Genomic DNA, 15,827 nt, shown 5'->3' with positions numbered 1-15,827 from the left:
CGTGGGTTCGAATCCCACCCTCTCCGCCAAACTCTGCATTTCTATTTCTCAAAGCTTAGATACCTCGGTTGTCGCATGCGCTGAAATCGCTTGCGCATTGATTTACCGATACGCGTCCAAAATGATCGGTGGTGCGACCGGGTGCGAAAGTACTGTCGCTTCATACTTTGTGGAAACGCAGAGGGAGAAAACCCTTTGCACCAGCAAACATACGGCAGTGAGAGCTGATCACGTTTGCTTTCCTTTCCAAGCTCATCGAACCAAAGATCACCTAGCTCCATGACCTTAGCCTCATTGTGCCGACGTAATATCAGGTTGTTTTCGTAGAGTGGCGCAGGATCAGAGAGCCCCTCAGCACGGTACTTTTCCTCCTGCCTTTCGAAAACATCTGGTGCATCATATCCCATACGAGAACATTCGCTGAATTCGTCATAGAGGTTACTTCGGAAAGGATGCTCGGAAACGGCAAAGCTCGGCCACCCCAAAGCTTCAAGAAGTTCACTCGGGTCTCGTTCAAATCTTGCATTTCCATCTATATAAACCGAATAGTCATAGTCTGGAAAAAAGAGGTGTGGCTTTAGCTTTGGCAAACGGGAGTACCGCGTCAGGTCAAGGCCTGGATTATCGAAGAGACGAACTTGCCACCGAGAGCGACGCAGGAGCCGTTTCCAGAGAGATGGCTTCTTGTCAGTCAGCAGCACAAAGTCCCAGCCAGGGAAGGGTGGCAAGGAACGAACGTCGTCATAACCACCGACAATCACGGTGTAAATCACCTTGCGCATGGATACCTTTCTGACTATTAGCCAAGGGTAGAGCCCGCCATCTGGCCGGGCACGAACGGCAAGTGTTATAGCCCGCCGAATTCGGCGGCACAAGCGGGCCGAACCAACAAAAACCTGACCGAAGGCTTGGGATAGCGGGAAACTATGTGTGGTTTTGCAGGCCTATATAAGGCCAACACAGCGATGGATCAGAGCCAGCTTGTAGGGCAGTTGCAAGCTGCCGGACAGACGATCATACATCGCGGACCAGACGACAAAGGTTTCTGGACTGATGCTGATGGTCATATCGGATTGGCTTTTCGACGACTTGCCATTCAGGATCTTAGCGAAGCTGGGCGCCAACCAATGCAGTCCGGTTGCGGGCGTTATGTAATCGCCTTCAATGGTGAAATCTACAACCATATGGACCTGAGGCGCATCCTCGAAACTGAAAACCCAGCACATCATGATTGGCGCGGGCACTCTGACACCGAAACGCTTGTCGCAGCTATTGCTCATTGGGGATTAGACAAAACACTATCAATACTTGATGGCATGTTCGCATTTGCCCTTTGGGACAAAAAGCAGAAGTCACTCACGCTTGCGCGCGATCCTTTTGGCGAGAAGCCGTTATATTACGCTGCGTTTGATGGTGCGGTCGCGTTCGCGTCGGAAATCAAGGCACTGCCATCACTCGGTGTACCGAATGGGGAGATCGATGACGGCGCGCTCGCAAGCTTCCTGCGTCACCGATATATCCCCGCGCCAAGGACAATCTGGAAGCACGTCCGCAAACTCCGGGCTGGAGAATTTGTTCGCTGGTCAGTTGAAACCGGAAATGAACCCGTTCACCACCAGTACTGGGATGGTGAACACGAAGCTCTTACTGCTTACGAAAACCCTTTCCAAGGCTCACGAGCAGACGCCAAAGCTCAATTATCCGAGATGCTCGGAACACTCACCAAAAGGCGTTTGATTGCTGATACACCGCTTGGATGCTTTCTTTCGGGCGGGATCGATTCATCCCTGATAACCGCATTGGCTTCGAAGGCTTCACAAGGCCGAGTGGGAAGCTACACAATACGATTTGATGATCCGCGCTACAATGAAGCAGATCATGCCCGAAAGGTTGCTGATCATCTGGGAACCGACCATCACGAGGTTCGTGGATCTGCGGAGGAAGCGGCAAAAATGGTTCCACAACTTGCACAGGTCTGGGACGAACCATTCGCTGATCCATCACAAATTCCGACCCTGCTACTTTGCCGAAAGACACGAGAGCATGTGACAGTCGCCCTGTCCGGCGACGGTGGCGATGAATTTTCCTTTGGCTATGGCCGTTACGCGATTGTTAAGTCAGGCTGGGACACCCGAAAGGGTTCCAGGCGAGGTTCACGGAAGAGCTTCTTCCCTTGGAGGCAGATAGACAACGCATTGGGTCTGCTGCGCGGCAAACCAAGCGTCAAAGCCCGGCGAAGCTACACAAAAATGCTACGCGACAGCGCAGAAACACTGTCGGTCTATAATCATCATCACAGCAGTTTCTGGCGCCATGGAGTTCCGATCAACCCTGCGTATCTTAATGACACTATGGTGATTGACGACATCTGGCCGCTATCGCCAGAAGCAGTTTTGACTTTGCCCATTGCTAACAGCCTTATGGTCGCCGATAGCCTTTGCTACCTGCCCGAAGACCTGATGGTAAAGGTCGATCGTGCATCAATGAGCACCTCGCTTGAGACACGCACCCCGTTCCTAAACCGTGATCTTGCGAAACTCTGCTGGTCATTACCGCAATCGTGGAACGAAGGCCAAGATGGTCGATTGAAGGCTCTGCTGCGCGACATCCTTTATGACCATGTACCCGCCGAACTAGTTGATCGCCCGAAACAAGGTTTTGATCCACCAATTAGAGATTGGTTGCGTGACAACTTGAGGTCTTGGGCCACAGAGCAGATTGAAGAGATGCCTGAAGCACTTCAAAGTCGGCTCAACATGCCTGAAATCGAGAAATGCTTCGAAGACCATCAGCGAGGCGCAAACCTTGAAGGCGAGCTTTGGCCAATCCTGATGTTATCAGCTTGGGGACAAAAAAACCTAACCATGTTTGAGGCTTAACTGGAGGAGCAACAAAAATTCACGATTAGCTTATTTACTTCAATCGAGAGTCAAACACCCGCAAAGTCTCCTCACTCACATGATGCTCGATACCTTCGGCATCGAACTCAGCGACCTTGGGATCGACCCCAATAGAGACGAGGAAGTTATAGACGATCTGGTGGCGTTCGCGACACTTTTTGGCGAGGGTTTCGCCTTTTTCTGTCAGGAAGATCGAGCGGTAGGGGCGTGAGGTGACATAGCCGTCCCGCTCCAGACGTTTGATGGTGTTATTCACCGTGGCCGCCGTTACGCCGAAGCGCTCGGCAAGGGCGACAGAGCGTGCCTCGCCTTCTTCGGCGATCAGATCGCCGATCATTTCCACGTAGTCTTCGGTCACTTCGCGGGCATGCGCGTCGCGCAGGCGCGCAAAAACTTCGGCCTTGTTATGACGCGGGTTAAGCTGGGTGTCTTCGCCCATTGAATTCTCCAATCCAGACTCCTGAAACCTTCATAACAAGTAAGTTGGCAAATAGCAATTTAGCCTTGACTAACTTTAAAAGTCCGCACATAAATAGGGGACATTTACCAGAGTAATTCCAATTAGCTTTCGGATGCCCTGATGCCGTTTTTCCCCTTTGCCCAACCTTTTGCTCGTTACCTTGCCGCACTTGCCATTGCGCTGTTTGTTGCCGCGGGTGTTGCCAATGCGAAGCCGCTGAATGTCGTTGCGACCACATCGATGATTGCCGATGCCGCGCGTCAGGTCGCAGGCGATCGGGCGGAGGTCACAGCACTCATGGGCCCGGGTGTGGATCCGCATTCCTATCGTCAGACGCGAAGCGATATTGCCGCGCTGGCGCGTGCCGATCTTGTTTTGTGGCATGGCCTTTATCTGGAGGCACAGCTTGAAGAGTTCTTCCTTGATCTTGGCAAACGGCGCAACGTGGTTGCGGTTGGCGAAGCCGTGGCACGCGAAAAGCTTCTGAGCCATGCGGACTATGAAGGCCGGTTTGATCCGCATGTCTGGATGGATCCGAAGCTCTGGGAAACCGTCGTTTACGCGGTGCGTGACGCCCTGATTGCGACCGATCCCGATGGTGAGGCCACCTATAATGCCAATGCCGATGCCCATGTGGCCGAGATCGAAAAACTGGTCGACTACATGACATCCGTCACCGCCACCGTGCCAAAGCAAAGCCGCGTGCTGTTGACCGCCCATGATGCGTTTAGCTATTTCGGACGTGGCTATGATTTCGATGTGCTGGGCATTCAGGGCATCTCAACAGAGTCTGAAGCCGGCCTTCGTCGGGTAGAGGAACTGGTCGACACCATTGTCGAGCGCAAGATATCAGCCGTCTTTGTCGAAAGCTCCGTCCCGGAACGCAATGTGCGTGCCCTGATCGAAGGGGCTTCTGCCCGTGGTCAGGACGTTACCATTGGTGGTACGCTTTATTCCGATGCGATGGGTGATCCGGGCACATATGAAGGCACCTATATCGGCATGATTGATCACAATGCGACATTGATCACCCGTGCCCTTGGCGGCGATGCCCCCGAAGACGGTTTTCAGGGTAAGCTTGCGGCCGGATCATAACCGCTTCACATATTAATCCGGATGGCATGACGCAAAACGACGCAGGATACACACCATGAGCAGCGCCAAACTGGTTGCAGAATCAGGCAAGATACTGGACGTCGCATCCAAGGACGCACCGCTGACCGTGCGCGGCCTTACGGTATCTTATGGCAATAAGCCGGCTGTGTTTTCCGTTGATGCATCGATCCCGGCGGGCTCCATGACCGCGATCATCGGCCCGAATGGTGCCGGCAAGTCGACCTTCCTCAAAGGTGCACTTGGTGTGGTGCCGTGTCTTTCAGGCGAAGTGCGCATTTTCGGCAAGCTGTTTGAAGATGCCCGTGACCGTGTGGCCTATGTACCGCAGCGCGCCAGTGTCGATTGGGATTTTCCAGCACGCGTCATCGACGTTGTCCTGATGGGACTTTATGGATCGGTCGGGCTGTTTCGCCTGTGGCGGGCGCGCCATCGGGAACAGGCGATGGAGTGCCTGAAACGGGTTGGCATGGCCGATTTTGCAGATCGCCAGATCGGGCAGCTTTCCGGCGGACAGCAGCAGCGCGTTTTCCTGGCGCGCGCCTTGGCGCAGAATGCCGAGTTCTATTTGCTTGATGAGCCATTTGCCGGGGTCGATGCCGCGACTGAGCGCGCAATTGTTTCAGTGCTGAAGGAACTTAAATCCGAAGGCCGCACAGTGGTTTGCGTGCATCATGATCTTTCGACCGTGGCCGAATATTTTGACCGGGTTCTGCTGATCAATGTCCGGCGCATTGCCGAAGGTCCGGTCGAGACGACGTTCACCGCCGAGAACCTTCAGGAAACCTATGGCGGGCGACTTGCCGCCACCCACATCGATGAATTGCATCTGGCGTAACGCACATGGGATTTGGTGATTATTTCATAAGCGCCCTTTTCCTGCAGGCTGGTTACAACAGCGCGCTTGTTGCCATTGGTGCGGGTTTGCTTGGCCTTTCGGCTGGCAGTGCCGGTGCGTTTATTTTCCTGCGCAAGCGGGCCTTGGTTTCCGATGCAATCAGCCACGCCACCCTGCCCGGTGTCGGGCTTGCTTTTATCATCATGGTGGCGTTTGGCAGTGACGGGCGCTGGTTACCTGGGCTTATTCTGGGATCGGCGATTTCATCGGCCATCGGGCTTTTGATGGTCGAATGGATCACCCGCAAAACACGCCTGACCGAAGATGCCGCCATCGGTGCCGTGCTGTCGGTATTTTTCGGCTTTGGCATCGTTCTGTTGACCGTGATCCAGACCATGTCATCAGGCCGTCAGGCCGGGCTTGAAAACTTCCTGCTGGGTTCCACCGCCGGGATGCTGATTTCAGAGGCCACCACCATCGCCGTTGCCGGGGCCATGGCGGCAGGCTTTGTTTTCCTACTTCGGCGTCCGATGACGCTGGTGGCATTTGATCCGGAATATGCCGCGACCACTGGGGTTAATGTCCGCAATATCGACTTGGCCATGATGGGGCTTGCCCTGATTGTTACGGTGATCGGGCTTAAGATCGTCGGCCTTATCCTGATTGTCGCGCTTTTGATTATTCCGCCGGTGGCGGCGCGCTTTTGGACCAATCAGGTCGGCAAGATGATCGGGATTGCCGCCGTCATTGGCGGTCTTTCGGGTTATGTCGGGGCGGTATTATCGGCCGCGCACGCAGCGCTTCCGACCGGACCGATCATTGTTCTGGTGGCCTTCGGGTTCTTTATGATCTCTGCTCTGTTTTCGCCGTTACGTGGCGGACTGGCATCGGCGTTGCGGCATCAGCGGTTTCAGCGCCGGGTGCATCGCCGGCAAGGCTTGCTGTCGCTCGCACGCCGAGAACCAATTTATGACGGGCTGACCATTCGTATCCTGCGCCGTGCCGGGATGATCCGCGCAGACGGCGTTGCCACCGCACGCGGTCGGATTGCCGCAGAAAAGGCTGCCCATGACGAGGCCCGCTGGGCGATGGCGCGCCGGATGCTGCCCGATGATTCCGCCATTGAACGCTATGACGGGCTGACCCCGATTGAACGGATGATGACGCCAGACCAGATCGCCGAGATTGATCGCATGATCCAGAACGCGCAAGCCAGCCAGGGAGCAAAGGCATGATCGATGATCTGATCACAGCCCTTGGCGCGGAGTTTGTGCAGCTGAGCCTTACACCGATTGTGATTGGCACGCTGGCCGCCATTGCCTGTGCGCTTCCGGGTAATTTCCTTTTGCTCCGCCGTCAGGCCCTGATTGGTGATGCGATCAGTCACGTTGTCCTGCCCGGTATTGTGGCGGCCTTTCTGGTGACCGGCACCATCACCGCCGTTCCGATGATGCTGGGCGCAGGGGCGGCTGCAATCATTGCCGTGGTGATGATCGAAATCGTCAAGCGCCTTGGACGGGTTGAACCGGGGGCGGCGATGGGACTGGTTTTCACCACGCTCTTTGCCGCTGGTGTTTTGTTCCTCGAAATTACCGATACCAGTTCTGTGCACATCGATGTGCAGCACGCGTTGCTCGGCAATCTCGAAAGCCTGATCTGGTTTGATGCCGAAGGCTGGGGATCGCTTTTGGATCCGGCTGCCCTTGCGACCCTGCCACCGCAATTACCGCGTTTGGCGGTTGTTCTGGTTGGGATTGTCCTGTTTATTTTCCTGTTCTGGAAAGAACTGAAAATCTCGACCTTCGATGCCGCCTTTGCAGGGGCGATTGGTATTCGCACCCGGCTCCTTGGCTTTGCGCTGGTGGTGGCAACGGCGGTTGCCGCCGTCGCGGCCTTTGATGCGGTCGGGTCAATTATCGTGATTGCGATGTTTGTCTGCCCGCCAGCGAGTGCGCGCCTGATGACCAATCAGTTGGCCCGCCAAGTCGGCTGGTCGGTCGTATTTGCCACCATCTCGGCCATTCTGGGTTATGTTTTGGCGGGGTATGGTCCGGGTTGGTTCGGATCGCCTTATGCGGTCAGTGCCGCGGGCATGATCGCGACGGTGTCAGGTGTGATTCTTATTCTGACATGCCTGTTTGGCCCGCAACGCAAACGCGTTGGCCAGCAGGCTGAAGCCTGACAGTTTCCGAACACGCAGTTGCCTTCAACAGGTATTCGCGGTGAGCCGGGATTTAACGCCCGGCCTTGCGCCAGAATGTCATTGCAACACAGCGATCACGATCAAGGCCACAATCCTTGCGCCAATAAGTGTGGATCGGCTTGTAATCAGCCTGTTCGACCCCGGCCCAGCAATAGACGCGATCATGCGCATCAGGAATTTCCACGGATCGAACAGCATCCTGAATCAGGCTGCGGTCGACAGGGTGTTGATCATCGCGAAACAGCCATTGAACCTGTATCTGACTGTTGGTGGGCACCGCGATAACGTCTGATCCGTTTGCGACTTCAATAATCGCGTGACCGGTTACATGGCCCGGCATTTCGGCCAAATAACGCCCAATCGCCGGCAAGGCCGTTTCATCGCCGGCCAACAGAACCCAGTCGGCCTCGGGCAATGCGGATCCCAACGGGCCGGTCATTGCCACGACATCCCCGGGGCTGGCATGCATGGCAAAGGCCGATCCAGGGCCATTATCGCCATGCATGACAAAGTCGACATCGATCCAGCCGGCCTTGGCATCGATTGCGCGGATCGTGTAGACGCGTTGTTCGATGGTGTTTTCACCACTTGGCCAGACGGGCATACCGTTATCGGCAAGGGTCGGCCATTGCGGGTTTTGCTGCCCACGTGGCGGGATCAGAAGCCGGACATGGATGCTGCCCGTGTCATAGGCATCAAGATCGCAGGCATGAAGGCGCAAGCGTCGCATATGCGGTGAAAGGTCGGTGATCTTGCCCACTGTCAGCTCGCAGAAATTAGGCAGTTTGCCGTTGCTTTTGCCCGCCCCCGTCCAGCGGCAGTCAAGATCAGCATCGGGTGCAGCCCCCTGCAGGATCGAAATAATCGCCGACTTCATCTGGATGACATCGACCTCGGTCTTTGCACCGACTTCGACCTCAAGAGCGGTTTCCGTGCTGCTGAGCTGAATATGGCCGATGGAAACCGATATCCGCGTTTGTTCCCCATCCCCTGTCACATCGCAATCATGTTCGCGATAGAACGCGGCGGCCTGTTTGATCAGGGTGGCACTGTCTGGAAGTGCGATACGCGTTTTGGCCGTCAGAAGCGATGTGGACATGGGGCTCTCGGATAAAGGGGGCGCGGACAAGATGTGTTTGTCTGTAATAATAACAATGATAGGCATTCTCAATAAAAATTATCATTGATTTTAGCGGTGCGTGATAGATGTTTGGCACATGCGTTTGCCCTGTCAGTGGCGGCAATTGCGACCTTGATCTGTTTATTGGAAGTCTGAACAAAGCGATGCCTGACAAAATCCGCCGTCTGAAATCATTCGAGTTTCCTGTTGCCGTTGAATGGGCTGCCAAAGAGGGCTGGAACCCCGGCCTTGCCGATGCAGAGGTATTTTTCAACACAGACCCGGAAGGGTTCTGGGGCGCGTTTGACAAACAGGGACTGGCGGCAGTGATTTCATCAGTCCAGTACAGCTCGGACTTTGGCTTTGTCGGATTTTACATCTGCCGCCCGGATCGTCGTGGATCGGGTCTTGGCTATCGCCTGTGGCAGGCGGTGCTTGACGGTAGCGTTCCCAAGACCATCGGACTTGATGGCGTTGTCGATCAGCAGGACAATTACCGCAAATCGGGTTTTGAGTTTGCCCATCGCAACATTCGTTTCGGCGGTGTGGTCACGGCCAGTGGCGAAACACCAGACGATCTGTTCACACTTGCGGTCGATGACATTGGCATTGTCGATGCGTTCGAGCAGACCTGTAACCTGTTCGCGGAAAGCCGGATTGAATTCCTGCGCGGCTGGATTGGCAACGACAAACACACGGCCCTTGCCCTTAAGGGCCCGATGGGGCTTCGCGCATATGGCGTGATCCGCCCGTGTCTTGAAGGTCACAAGATCGGCCCGCTATTTGCCCCCAATGCCAAGGATGCAAAAACCCTGTTTGGCGCCCTTTTGCAAAGCCGGGATGATCAGGGTGGCAAGGTCTATCTCGATGTGCCTGAGCCCAATCAGGCGGCAATTGATCTGGCCACGACCCATGGCATGGTGCCGGAGTTCGAGACGGCCCGCATGTATAAGGGGCCGGCACCGAAGCTTGATCTTGGTATGGCTTTCGGGATTTCGTCGTTCGAACTGGGCTAGTTTGAGCCAACTTTGTCGGCAAGTTTGACCGGTAAGTCCTTGCAAACATCAGAAAATGTCAGAATTCCGGTCCTGTTTGGGACTGTTTGCTTGGTGTAAAACCAAAGAGCTCCACCACAGGAATAGAATTTTCTTATTCTTAGGGCGGGGTTGAGTGCTGTTCGAAAGTCTGGCAACAAACATTTAACGCCATAAGTATATGCCTTTCTAAACCAAGGCAGTAACTTCATCGCCGAACGGCGATGATTATCGGCGGCATTTGGTCATTGTCGGCAAGAAGTTGCTGCAAGCATATGGAAAACCAGTAACACAGTCCCAATTTCAGGAGTGTAGTCCGCGTTTCATTTCCATCTGGCAGCCTTTCAAGCAGACGATTTTCATCTGTGTGTCTGTCAGACCACTGATTAGTGTACGACCCGCCACGTGTCGCCTGCCCTGCTTGGTACCGATGCGTTTGACGAACTTGTTTTAAGGCCGGATTTTAAAACCGACATGGATATAGCGACACTTATTGGAATTATCGCCGGGATGGGCGTTATTTTTGGCGCCATCTTGATGGGTGGCAGCCTTGATTCCTTTGTCGACCTTCCATCCGTCATGGTGGTGTTTGGCGGAACAGCAGCCGCCACCCTGATCAAATTCCCGATGCGTGATGTCGTCAAGTCGCTCAAGATCGGTATTGGCATTGCGTTCAAGAACCCCAAGGAAGACCCGCTTTCGATCTATGAAAAGGCGATTGAGCTTGCCGGCATCGTGCGCAAGAACGGCCTTCTGGGACTTGAAAGTGTTGAAGTCGAAAATGAAATCATGGCGCGCGGCATCCGCATGTGCGTGGATGGTCACAGCGGCGAGGTGATCCGCAGCTCGATTTCAAGCGAGGTGGAAAAATCCATCCAGAATGACGAACTCGGTGAACTGATGTTCCGAGGTATCGGTGACACGGCACCAGCATTTGGCATGATCGGGACGCTGGTTGGTCTGGTGCAGATGCTGGCCAACCTGTCAGACCCGGACGCCATTGGTCCGGCCATGGCAATTGCCATGCTGACCACGTTTTATGGCGCAGTGTTGGCCAACCTGATCGCGCTTCCGGTTGCCGACAAACTGGCCCTTAAGGTTGATCGCTTGAAAAACACCAAACAGCTGATCATTGAATCGGTGGTGCAGATCCAGGCCAGCCAGAGCCCGATGGTGATGAAGGAAATCCTCGGCCCCTATCTTCCGGGTGGCATTCCGGCCGATCCTGAAGATGGTGGTGCATGATCATGATGGCAGCGCGCATTCAGGCAGCAGACTGGGCATAGGCGATGGCAAAGAAACCAGCAGCAGGCGCACCAGCTTGGATGGCGACATTCGCCGATCTGATGTCGTTGCTGCTTGTCCTGTTTGTGCTGTTGCTGACCTTCGCTGAGATGGATGTCATCCGCTACAAACAGATTGCCGGCTCGGTCAAGGCGGCCTTTGGCTTTTCCCAACAAGATCAGCTTGCAGGGGTGATCGAGCTTGATGGCTCCATCGTTGGCAAATCGCTTAAGGCGCCAACACCCGATACCCCGCGTGTGGTGTCGGAAATCCCGCAGGCCGAGACCCCGGAAGTTGAAAGCAACGAAACCGACAGCAAGGAAGAAAAGGCCGAGGCGCTCGAAGAAACGCTTGGCAAGGTTCTTGATAACATGGGCCTTCAGGATCAGGTGGGGCTGGAGCGTATCGACGGCGAGGTTGTCATGCGTTTCCCCAACGAACTGGCCTTTCCATCCGGATCGTCCGGCATGACAGATGAATTTGCCGCCATCCTGAACCGCGTCGCGCCGGTGATCAACCAGACGGCTGGCGAAATTTTTGTCGCCGGTCATACCGATAACGTTCCTGTTTCGGCGTCGTCTCCCTATATATCGAACTGGGACCTGTCGGCGGCACGTGCGACGTCGGTTCTGCATTTTCTGATTGATCAGAACGGCACAGACCCGAGCCGCATGGTCATTCAGGGATATGGCGACAGTCGGCCACTGGCGACCAACGATACCCCCGAGGGGCGGGCGACCAACCGTCGGGTCGAAATAACCATTGAAATGGTCGAGACCAATTTCGACGCCAACAGTGCATCAGAAGGCGGCGAATTCAGGGCCCCGTCAAACGGTGGAGAAGACTTTGATGAGGGGGCAAATCCGGAAACCGGTGATGCCAGCAGAAATCCAAACTCTGAAGCACGGCGTACTTTCAGCATTCCGTCAGACAGCCCCTGACAGAAGTCTGCCAACGGGACTCGATCCAAAAAACGCGTGAGCAAAGGGAATACCGCCCATCATGGCGAGCCATGCCAACAAGAAAAAGACAATCCTGTATGCGGATTACAGCGAACGGAACATCAGTGCCGCACGGGCAGCCGTTGAGCATTTTGGCTTTGGCAAATTCGTTGATTGTGACGACCGCGAACGCACGCTCGAACTGATTGCGGAGCTTAAGCCGGATCTGGTTCTGATCGGTCTTTATCTTGATGGCATCCGCGGTATTTCGACCATTCGCGCCATTCGTGACGCCGCCACAAGTGGAAATCCGCACGGCGGCATCGTCCCGATCCTGCTTGGCGCGCCGAAACTGGATCGCCGGGGCATGCGCGATGCGGTCGACGCCGGGATTGAGGGCGTTTTTCGTCAGCCGATTGATCCAGAACGCCTGACCAAGATCATTGAAACGGTCCTGAAAAAACCACGCCGCTTCGTGCTGGAGGAAAACTATTTTGGCCCCGCACGGCCACAGGACCTTGCCAAAATGGCGACTTCAAGTGCCACCAGTCCAACCGCAAAGCCAAAAAATCCATCGGCAACAGTCCCCAAAAGCACCGAGACTTCCGACACACCGGAAAACGATGGTGCCGGGCCGAAAACGCAAACAAAGCCCGCCAAACCGTCGCCTGCCATTGGTATGACGACAAATCTGGACATCGACGATAGCCGACCACGCCTGAACGGGGCCGGTCAGACATTTGGCGACGGCGAGCTTGTTGGTGTTCCGAGTGCGCGTGACAAACGCACCAGTGCACAGAACCTAGAGGCCCTGCAATCTGCCAAAGAGGTGCTGCCTGCTGCCGTTGCCAGTGAGGAGGCCAAGCCGTCCGATGCCGCCGATGAACCGATTGAGGCCGAGGATGACACCACGGCAGAAGACGAGGAACTCGTCGAGATTGACCTGCACGCGGCGTTGATCAGTCACAAGCTTTGGGTGGATACCGGCGGGCGCGAGGGGTCGGTGATGTCCATCGAACATGCCGATCTGCGCGAGGCCGAGCTGGAAGGCATTGATCTCAGCCGATGTGGATTGCCGTTTGCCAGCTTCCATCGTGCCAATTGCAAGGATGCGGTTTTGCGCCGTTGCAATCTGGTTGCCGCTGATTTTGGTGAAAGCAATCTGGATAACGCCAACCTGGCGGCAAGCCGACTTTCAGGCGCACGGTTTAGCAAGGCGATGATGCGCAACACGGTATTTTTGGGATCGGACCTGTCGAATGCCAATTTCCGGGGCCTCAAGATGATCAATTGTGATCTGAGCGGCACCAATCTGGCCGGAACGGATTTCCGCGATGCGGATCTGAGTGGCACGCGCGGCCTGTTTGCCGAACAGATCCAGCGGGCGCGCGTCAACGCCAATACCCGCCTGCCCCACGATCTGAAACTGCGCGATTAGTCGAGATCACAGACCATATGCAGGCTGGGAAAACGGAAGTCCGGCGCAAAAGGCGCTTCGAAATCACCGATCACTCGAAAGCCGCGTGATTCATAAAACCGTCTGGCGGTCAGGGTTGAATAACATTCAAAGCGCTTAACATTTTCCGATGCCTTGGCGTCGCTTACGCAGCGATCAAACAGCATGCTGGCAATGCCCTTGCGCGCGTGATCGGGATCGACGGCGAAATGCCGGACATGGGCCAGCCCCGGCTGGACATCACCTTCCCGGCTTCCGGGCCGAACCGCCGTCCAGCCGCCTGCGCCAACAACGTCACCGGCCTCTGTCCTGGCGATGTAATAGGTGCCCGAACTTAATAACTCGGGCTTGGCAAAGGTGAGAAACGGCATGGCGCGTTCAAGCATGTCCGGCGCATAGTCATGGGCCAAAAACGTCGCATAGGACCGCGCAAACAAGGCACGGATGGCCGGGGCATCCTCAAGGGTCGCGATATGAAGCGTGATCGCCGACATCTGTTTTCCTACCTGCGGCCAAACATCTTTTCGATGTCGTTAAGCTTGAGCTCGACATAGGTCGGGCGGCCATGGTTGCATTGGCCTGAATGCGGGGTGGCTTCCATCTGGCGCAAAAGGGCGTTCATTTCATCGGCATTGAGCTTCCGACCGGACCGCACCGATCCATGGCAAGCCATGGTCGCACAGACATACATCAGCCGGTCTTTTAGCGCCATGCCCTGCCCCAGTTCGGCAATTTCATCGGCCATATCGCGCACCAGCGCGCTGACATCAACCTTGCCCAACATGGCCGGCACTTCGCGAACAACAATCGCGCCGGGACCAAATGGCTCGATCACCAGACCCAGTTCGGCGAATTCGTCTGCCCGGTCGGCAATACGATCAGCGGACGCTTCATCCAGTTCGACGACTTCGGGCAGCAACAGCCCTTGTCGCTTGACACCGCTTTCGGCCAGATCGGCCTTCATGCGTTCATAGACAATGCGTTCATGCGCGGCGTGCTGATCGACAATCACCAGACCGTCGCGGGTCTGGGCAATGATGTAATTGGCATGCACCTGCCCGCGGGCTGCCCCCAGCGGATGATCAACAAACTTACCTTCATCGGCGATGTTATCAATGCGCGCTGACGGTGCGGCGGCATCATAACCACCCGACAGCGCCGCTGCCGCAGCGGCTGCAAAACCGCCCTCGCCACCTGCGATGTTAGCGCTACCACCCGATCCGCCAAACTCGCGCCCGCGATCAAACAGGCCGCCATAGTTTCCGGGGTTTTCCATCGGTGCCTGGGCGGCGTAATTGCGTTCAATCGCCGCATGGCCCGGCACGTTTGGCTGATAGTGTCCGATGTTAAAACCACTGCCGCCGCCGCTTCGTGCGCCACCACCATACGGAAGTGAGGGACCCTCACCTTCGCGGCGGACCGCCCCCAAGGCCATATCTGCCACCGTGGTCGAGGCGCGATGCCCCGCCCCGGCCAGCGCATGTTTAAGTGCGCCGACAATCAGCCCCCGCACCATGCCCGGATCACGGAACCGGACCTCCGTCTTGCCGGGATGGACGTTGACGTCAACATCACGTGGAGAAAGTTCAAAGAACAGCGCCAATAACGGATGGCGATCACGTGCCAGAAAATCCTGATAGGCGCCGCGCACTGCGCCTTGCAGCAGCCGATCCTTGACCGGGCGGCCATTGACAAACATGAACTGCATCTGCGCATTGCCACGGTTGAGTGTCGGCACCCCGGCATAGCCGGTAAGGCGGATGCCTTCACGCTCTGCCTCGATCTGAAGGGCGTTATCCTGAAATTCGCGGCCCATGACAGCCCCCAGCCGTTTAAGACGTGCATCAAACAGATCGCCTTCGCAGGCCGGGTAATTCAGGATCGTCTTGTTGTTATCACCACTGAGTGTAAAGCCGACATCCGGGCGCGCCATCGCCAGACGGTCCATGATCTCGCGCGCATACATCTGTTCGGTCCGCGCGGTTTTAAGGAACTTCAGACGTGCCGGCGTGGCATAGAAAAGATCACGCACCTCGACCCGTGTGCCATAGGGATGGGCGGCTGGTTCCGGTGCGCCCTTGGCCCCGCCTTCCACCACCAGTGTCCATGCGTTTTCAGAGCCGCGCACACGGCTGGTCAGGCGCATCCGTGATACCGACCCGATCGATGGCAAGGCCTCGCCGCGAAAGCCCATGAAACCGATGTTAAACAGATCATCATCGGGCAGCTTGGATGTGGCGTGGCGTTCGACGGCCAGTGTCAGTTCGTCCGGCGTCATGCCCTTGCCATCGTCAGTGACAGACAACAACGTCCGACCGCCATCGCGCAGATTGACGTCCACCTTGGTCGCCCCGGCATCAAGGGCGTTTTCAACCAGTTCCTTAAGCGCAGCCGCAGGACGTTCGACCACCTCACCGGCGGCAATCTGGTTGATCAGGTTCTTTGGCAGGACGCGCAAGGTCATGAAGGCGGTGCTCG

General features: G+C 56.0%; 14 protein-coding genes. 9 read left to right on the top strand and 5 right to left on the bottom strand.

Annotated features, from left to right (window positions below):
• Window positions 1–41 precede the first annotated feature (41 nt).
• Window positions 42–782 carry a glycosyltransferase domain-containing protein gene (locus tag B2T33_RS19600; protein ID WP_197145898.1) on the bottom strand — a complete coding sequence of 247 codons (741 nt, stop codon included), beginning with the start codon at window positions 780–782 and terminating at the stop codon, window positions 42–44.
• A gap of 144 nt (window positions 783–926) precedes the next feature.
• Here B2T33_RS19600 and asnB point away from each other — a divergent pair, with 144 nt between their 5' ends.
• Entirely contained in the window at window positions 927–2,879 is a 1,953-nt protein-coding gene (asnB, locus tag B2T33_RS19595; RefSeq protein ID WP_064779765.1) for an asparagine synthase (glutamine-hydrolyzing), read from the top strand.
• A gap of 34 nt (window positions 2,880–2,913) precedes the next feature.
• On the opposite strand, the gene mntR is transcribed toward asnB, so the two are convergent.
• Complete coding sequence (gene mntR, locus B2T33_RS19590; protein WP_197145900.1) at window positions 2,914–3,339, bottom strand: manganese-binding transcriptional regulator MntR; 426 nt, start codon at window positions 3,337–3,339, stop codon at window positions 2,914–2,916.
• A gap of 141 nt (window positions 3,340–3,480) precedes the next feature.
• On the opposite strand from mntR, the gene B2T33_RS19585 reads away from it, so the two are divergent.
• Genes B2T33_RS19585 through B2T33_RS19570 form a run of 4 tightly spaced genes read left to right on the top strand, consistent with a single transcriptional unit; the run spans window position 3,481 to window position 7,493 of the window.
• The gene (locus B2T33_RS19585) at window positions 3,481–4,455 is read left to right on the top strand and encodes a metal ABC transporter solute-binding protein, Zn/Mn family (protein ID WP_197145908.1); all 975 of its coding nucleotides are present in this window, start codon (window positions 3,481–3,483) and stop codon (window positions 4,453–4,455) included.
• A gap of 55 nt (window positions 4,456–4,510) precedes the next feature.
• Window positions 4,511–5,311, top strand: a complete 801-nt coding sequence (locus tag B2T33_RS19580; protein ID WP_252723977.1) for a metal ABC transporter ATP-binding protein — start codon at window positions 4,511–4,513, stop codon at window positions 5,309–5,311.
• A 5-nt stretch (window positions 5,312–5,316) separates the two neighbouring features.
• The gene (locus B2T33_RS19575; protein ID WP_197145910.1) at window positions 5,317–6,546 is read left to right on the top strand and encodes a metal ABC transporter permease; all 1,230 of its coding nucleotides are present in this window, start codon (window positions 5,317–5,319) and stop codon (window positions 6,544–6,546) included.
• Entirely contained in the window at window positions 6,543–7,493 is a 951-nt protein-coding gene (locus tag B2T33_RS19570) for a metal ABC transporter permease (RefSeq protein ID WP_197145912.1), read from the top strand. Before B2T33_RS19575 ends, B2T33_RS19570 begins: the two co-directional genes overlap by 4 nt.
• A gap of 52 nt (window positions 7,494–7,545) precedes the next feature.
• On the opposite strand, the gene B2T33_RS19565 is transcribed toward B2T33_RS19570, so the two are convergent.
• Entirely contained in the window at window positions 7,546–8,613 is a 1,068-nt protein-coding gene (locus tag B2T33_RS19565) for a siderophore-interacting protein (protein ID WP_286792936.1), read from the bottom strand.
• Between the two features lie 185 nt (window positions 8,614–8,798).
• Here B2T33_RS19565 and B2T33_RS19560 point away from each other — a divergent pair, with 185 nt between their 5' ends.
• The 4 genes from B2T33_RS19560 to B2T33_RS19545 all read left to right on the top strand — a co-directional run bounded on the left by B2T33_RS19560 (window position 8,799) and on the right by B2T33_RS19545 (window position 13,331).
• Window positions 8,799–9,650 carry a GNAT family N-acetyltransferase gene (locus B2T33_RS19560; protein ID WP_286792935.1) on the top strand — a complete coding sequence of 284 codons (852 nt, stop codon included), beginning with the start codon at window positions 8,799–8,801 and terminating at the stop codon, window positions 9,648–9,650.
• Window positions 9,651–10,073: 423 nt separating this feature from the next.
• The gene (locus B2T33_RS19555; RefSeq protein WP_083996944.1) at window positions 10,074–10,913 is read left to right on the top strand and encodes a motility protein A; all 840 of its coding nucleotides are present in this window, start codon (window positions 10,074–10,076) and stop codon (window positions 10,911–10,913) included.
• Between the two features lie 44 nt (window positions 10,914–10,957).
• Window positions 10,958–11,893: an OmpA family protein gene (locus tag B2T33_RS19550; RefSeq protein WP_083996945.1), complete on the top strand. Its 936-nt coding sequence runs from the start codon at window positions 10,958–10,960 to the stop codon at window positions 11,891–11,893.
• A gap of 61 nt (window positions 11,894–11,954) precedes the next feature.
• Window positions 11,955–13,331 (top strand): pentapeptide repeat-containing protein, encoded by a 1,377-nt coding sequence (locus B2T33_RS19545; protein ID WP_064779772.1) that lies wholly within the window; start codon window positions 11,955–11,957, stop codon window positions 13,329–13,331.
• Here B2T33_RS19545 and B2T33_RS19540 read toward each other — a convergent pair.
• Window positions 13,328–13,843, bottom strand: a complete 516-nt coding sequence (locus B2T33_RS19540; RefSeq protein WP_286792934.1) for a GNAT family N-acetyltransferase — start codon at window positions 13,841–13,843, stop codon at window positions 13,328–13,330. The genes B2T33_RS19545 and B2T33_RS19540 overlap by 4 nt on opposite strands.
• Before the next feature lie 8 nt (window positions 13,844–13,851).
• Window positions 13,852–15,813 (bottom strand): DNA mismatch repair endonuclease MutL, encoded by a 1,962-nt coding sequence (mutL, locus tag B2T33_RS19535; protein ID WP_286792933.1) that lies wholly within the window; start codon window positions 15,811–15,813, stop codon window positions 13,852–13,854.
• Window positions 15,814–15,827 lie beyond the last annotated feature (14 nt).

It is taken from the genome of Thalassospira sp. UBA4513, from assembly GCF_002388495.1.
In the GTDB taxonomy this organism is placed as follows: domain Bacteria; phylum Pseudomonadota; class Alphaproteobacteria; order Rhodospirillales; family Thalassospiraceae; genus Thalassospira; species Thalassospira tepidiphila.
Note: the sequence above shows the minus strand (reverse complement) of the source record. Positions and strands in the feature narration are given on the sequence as shown.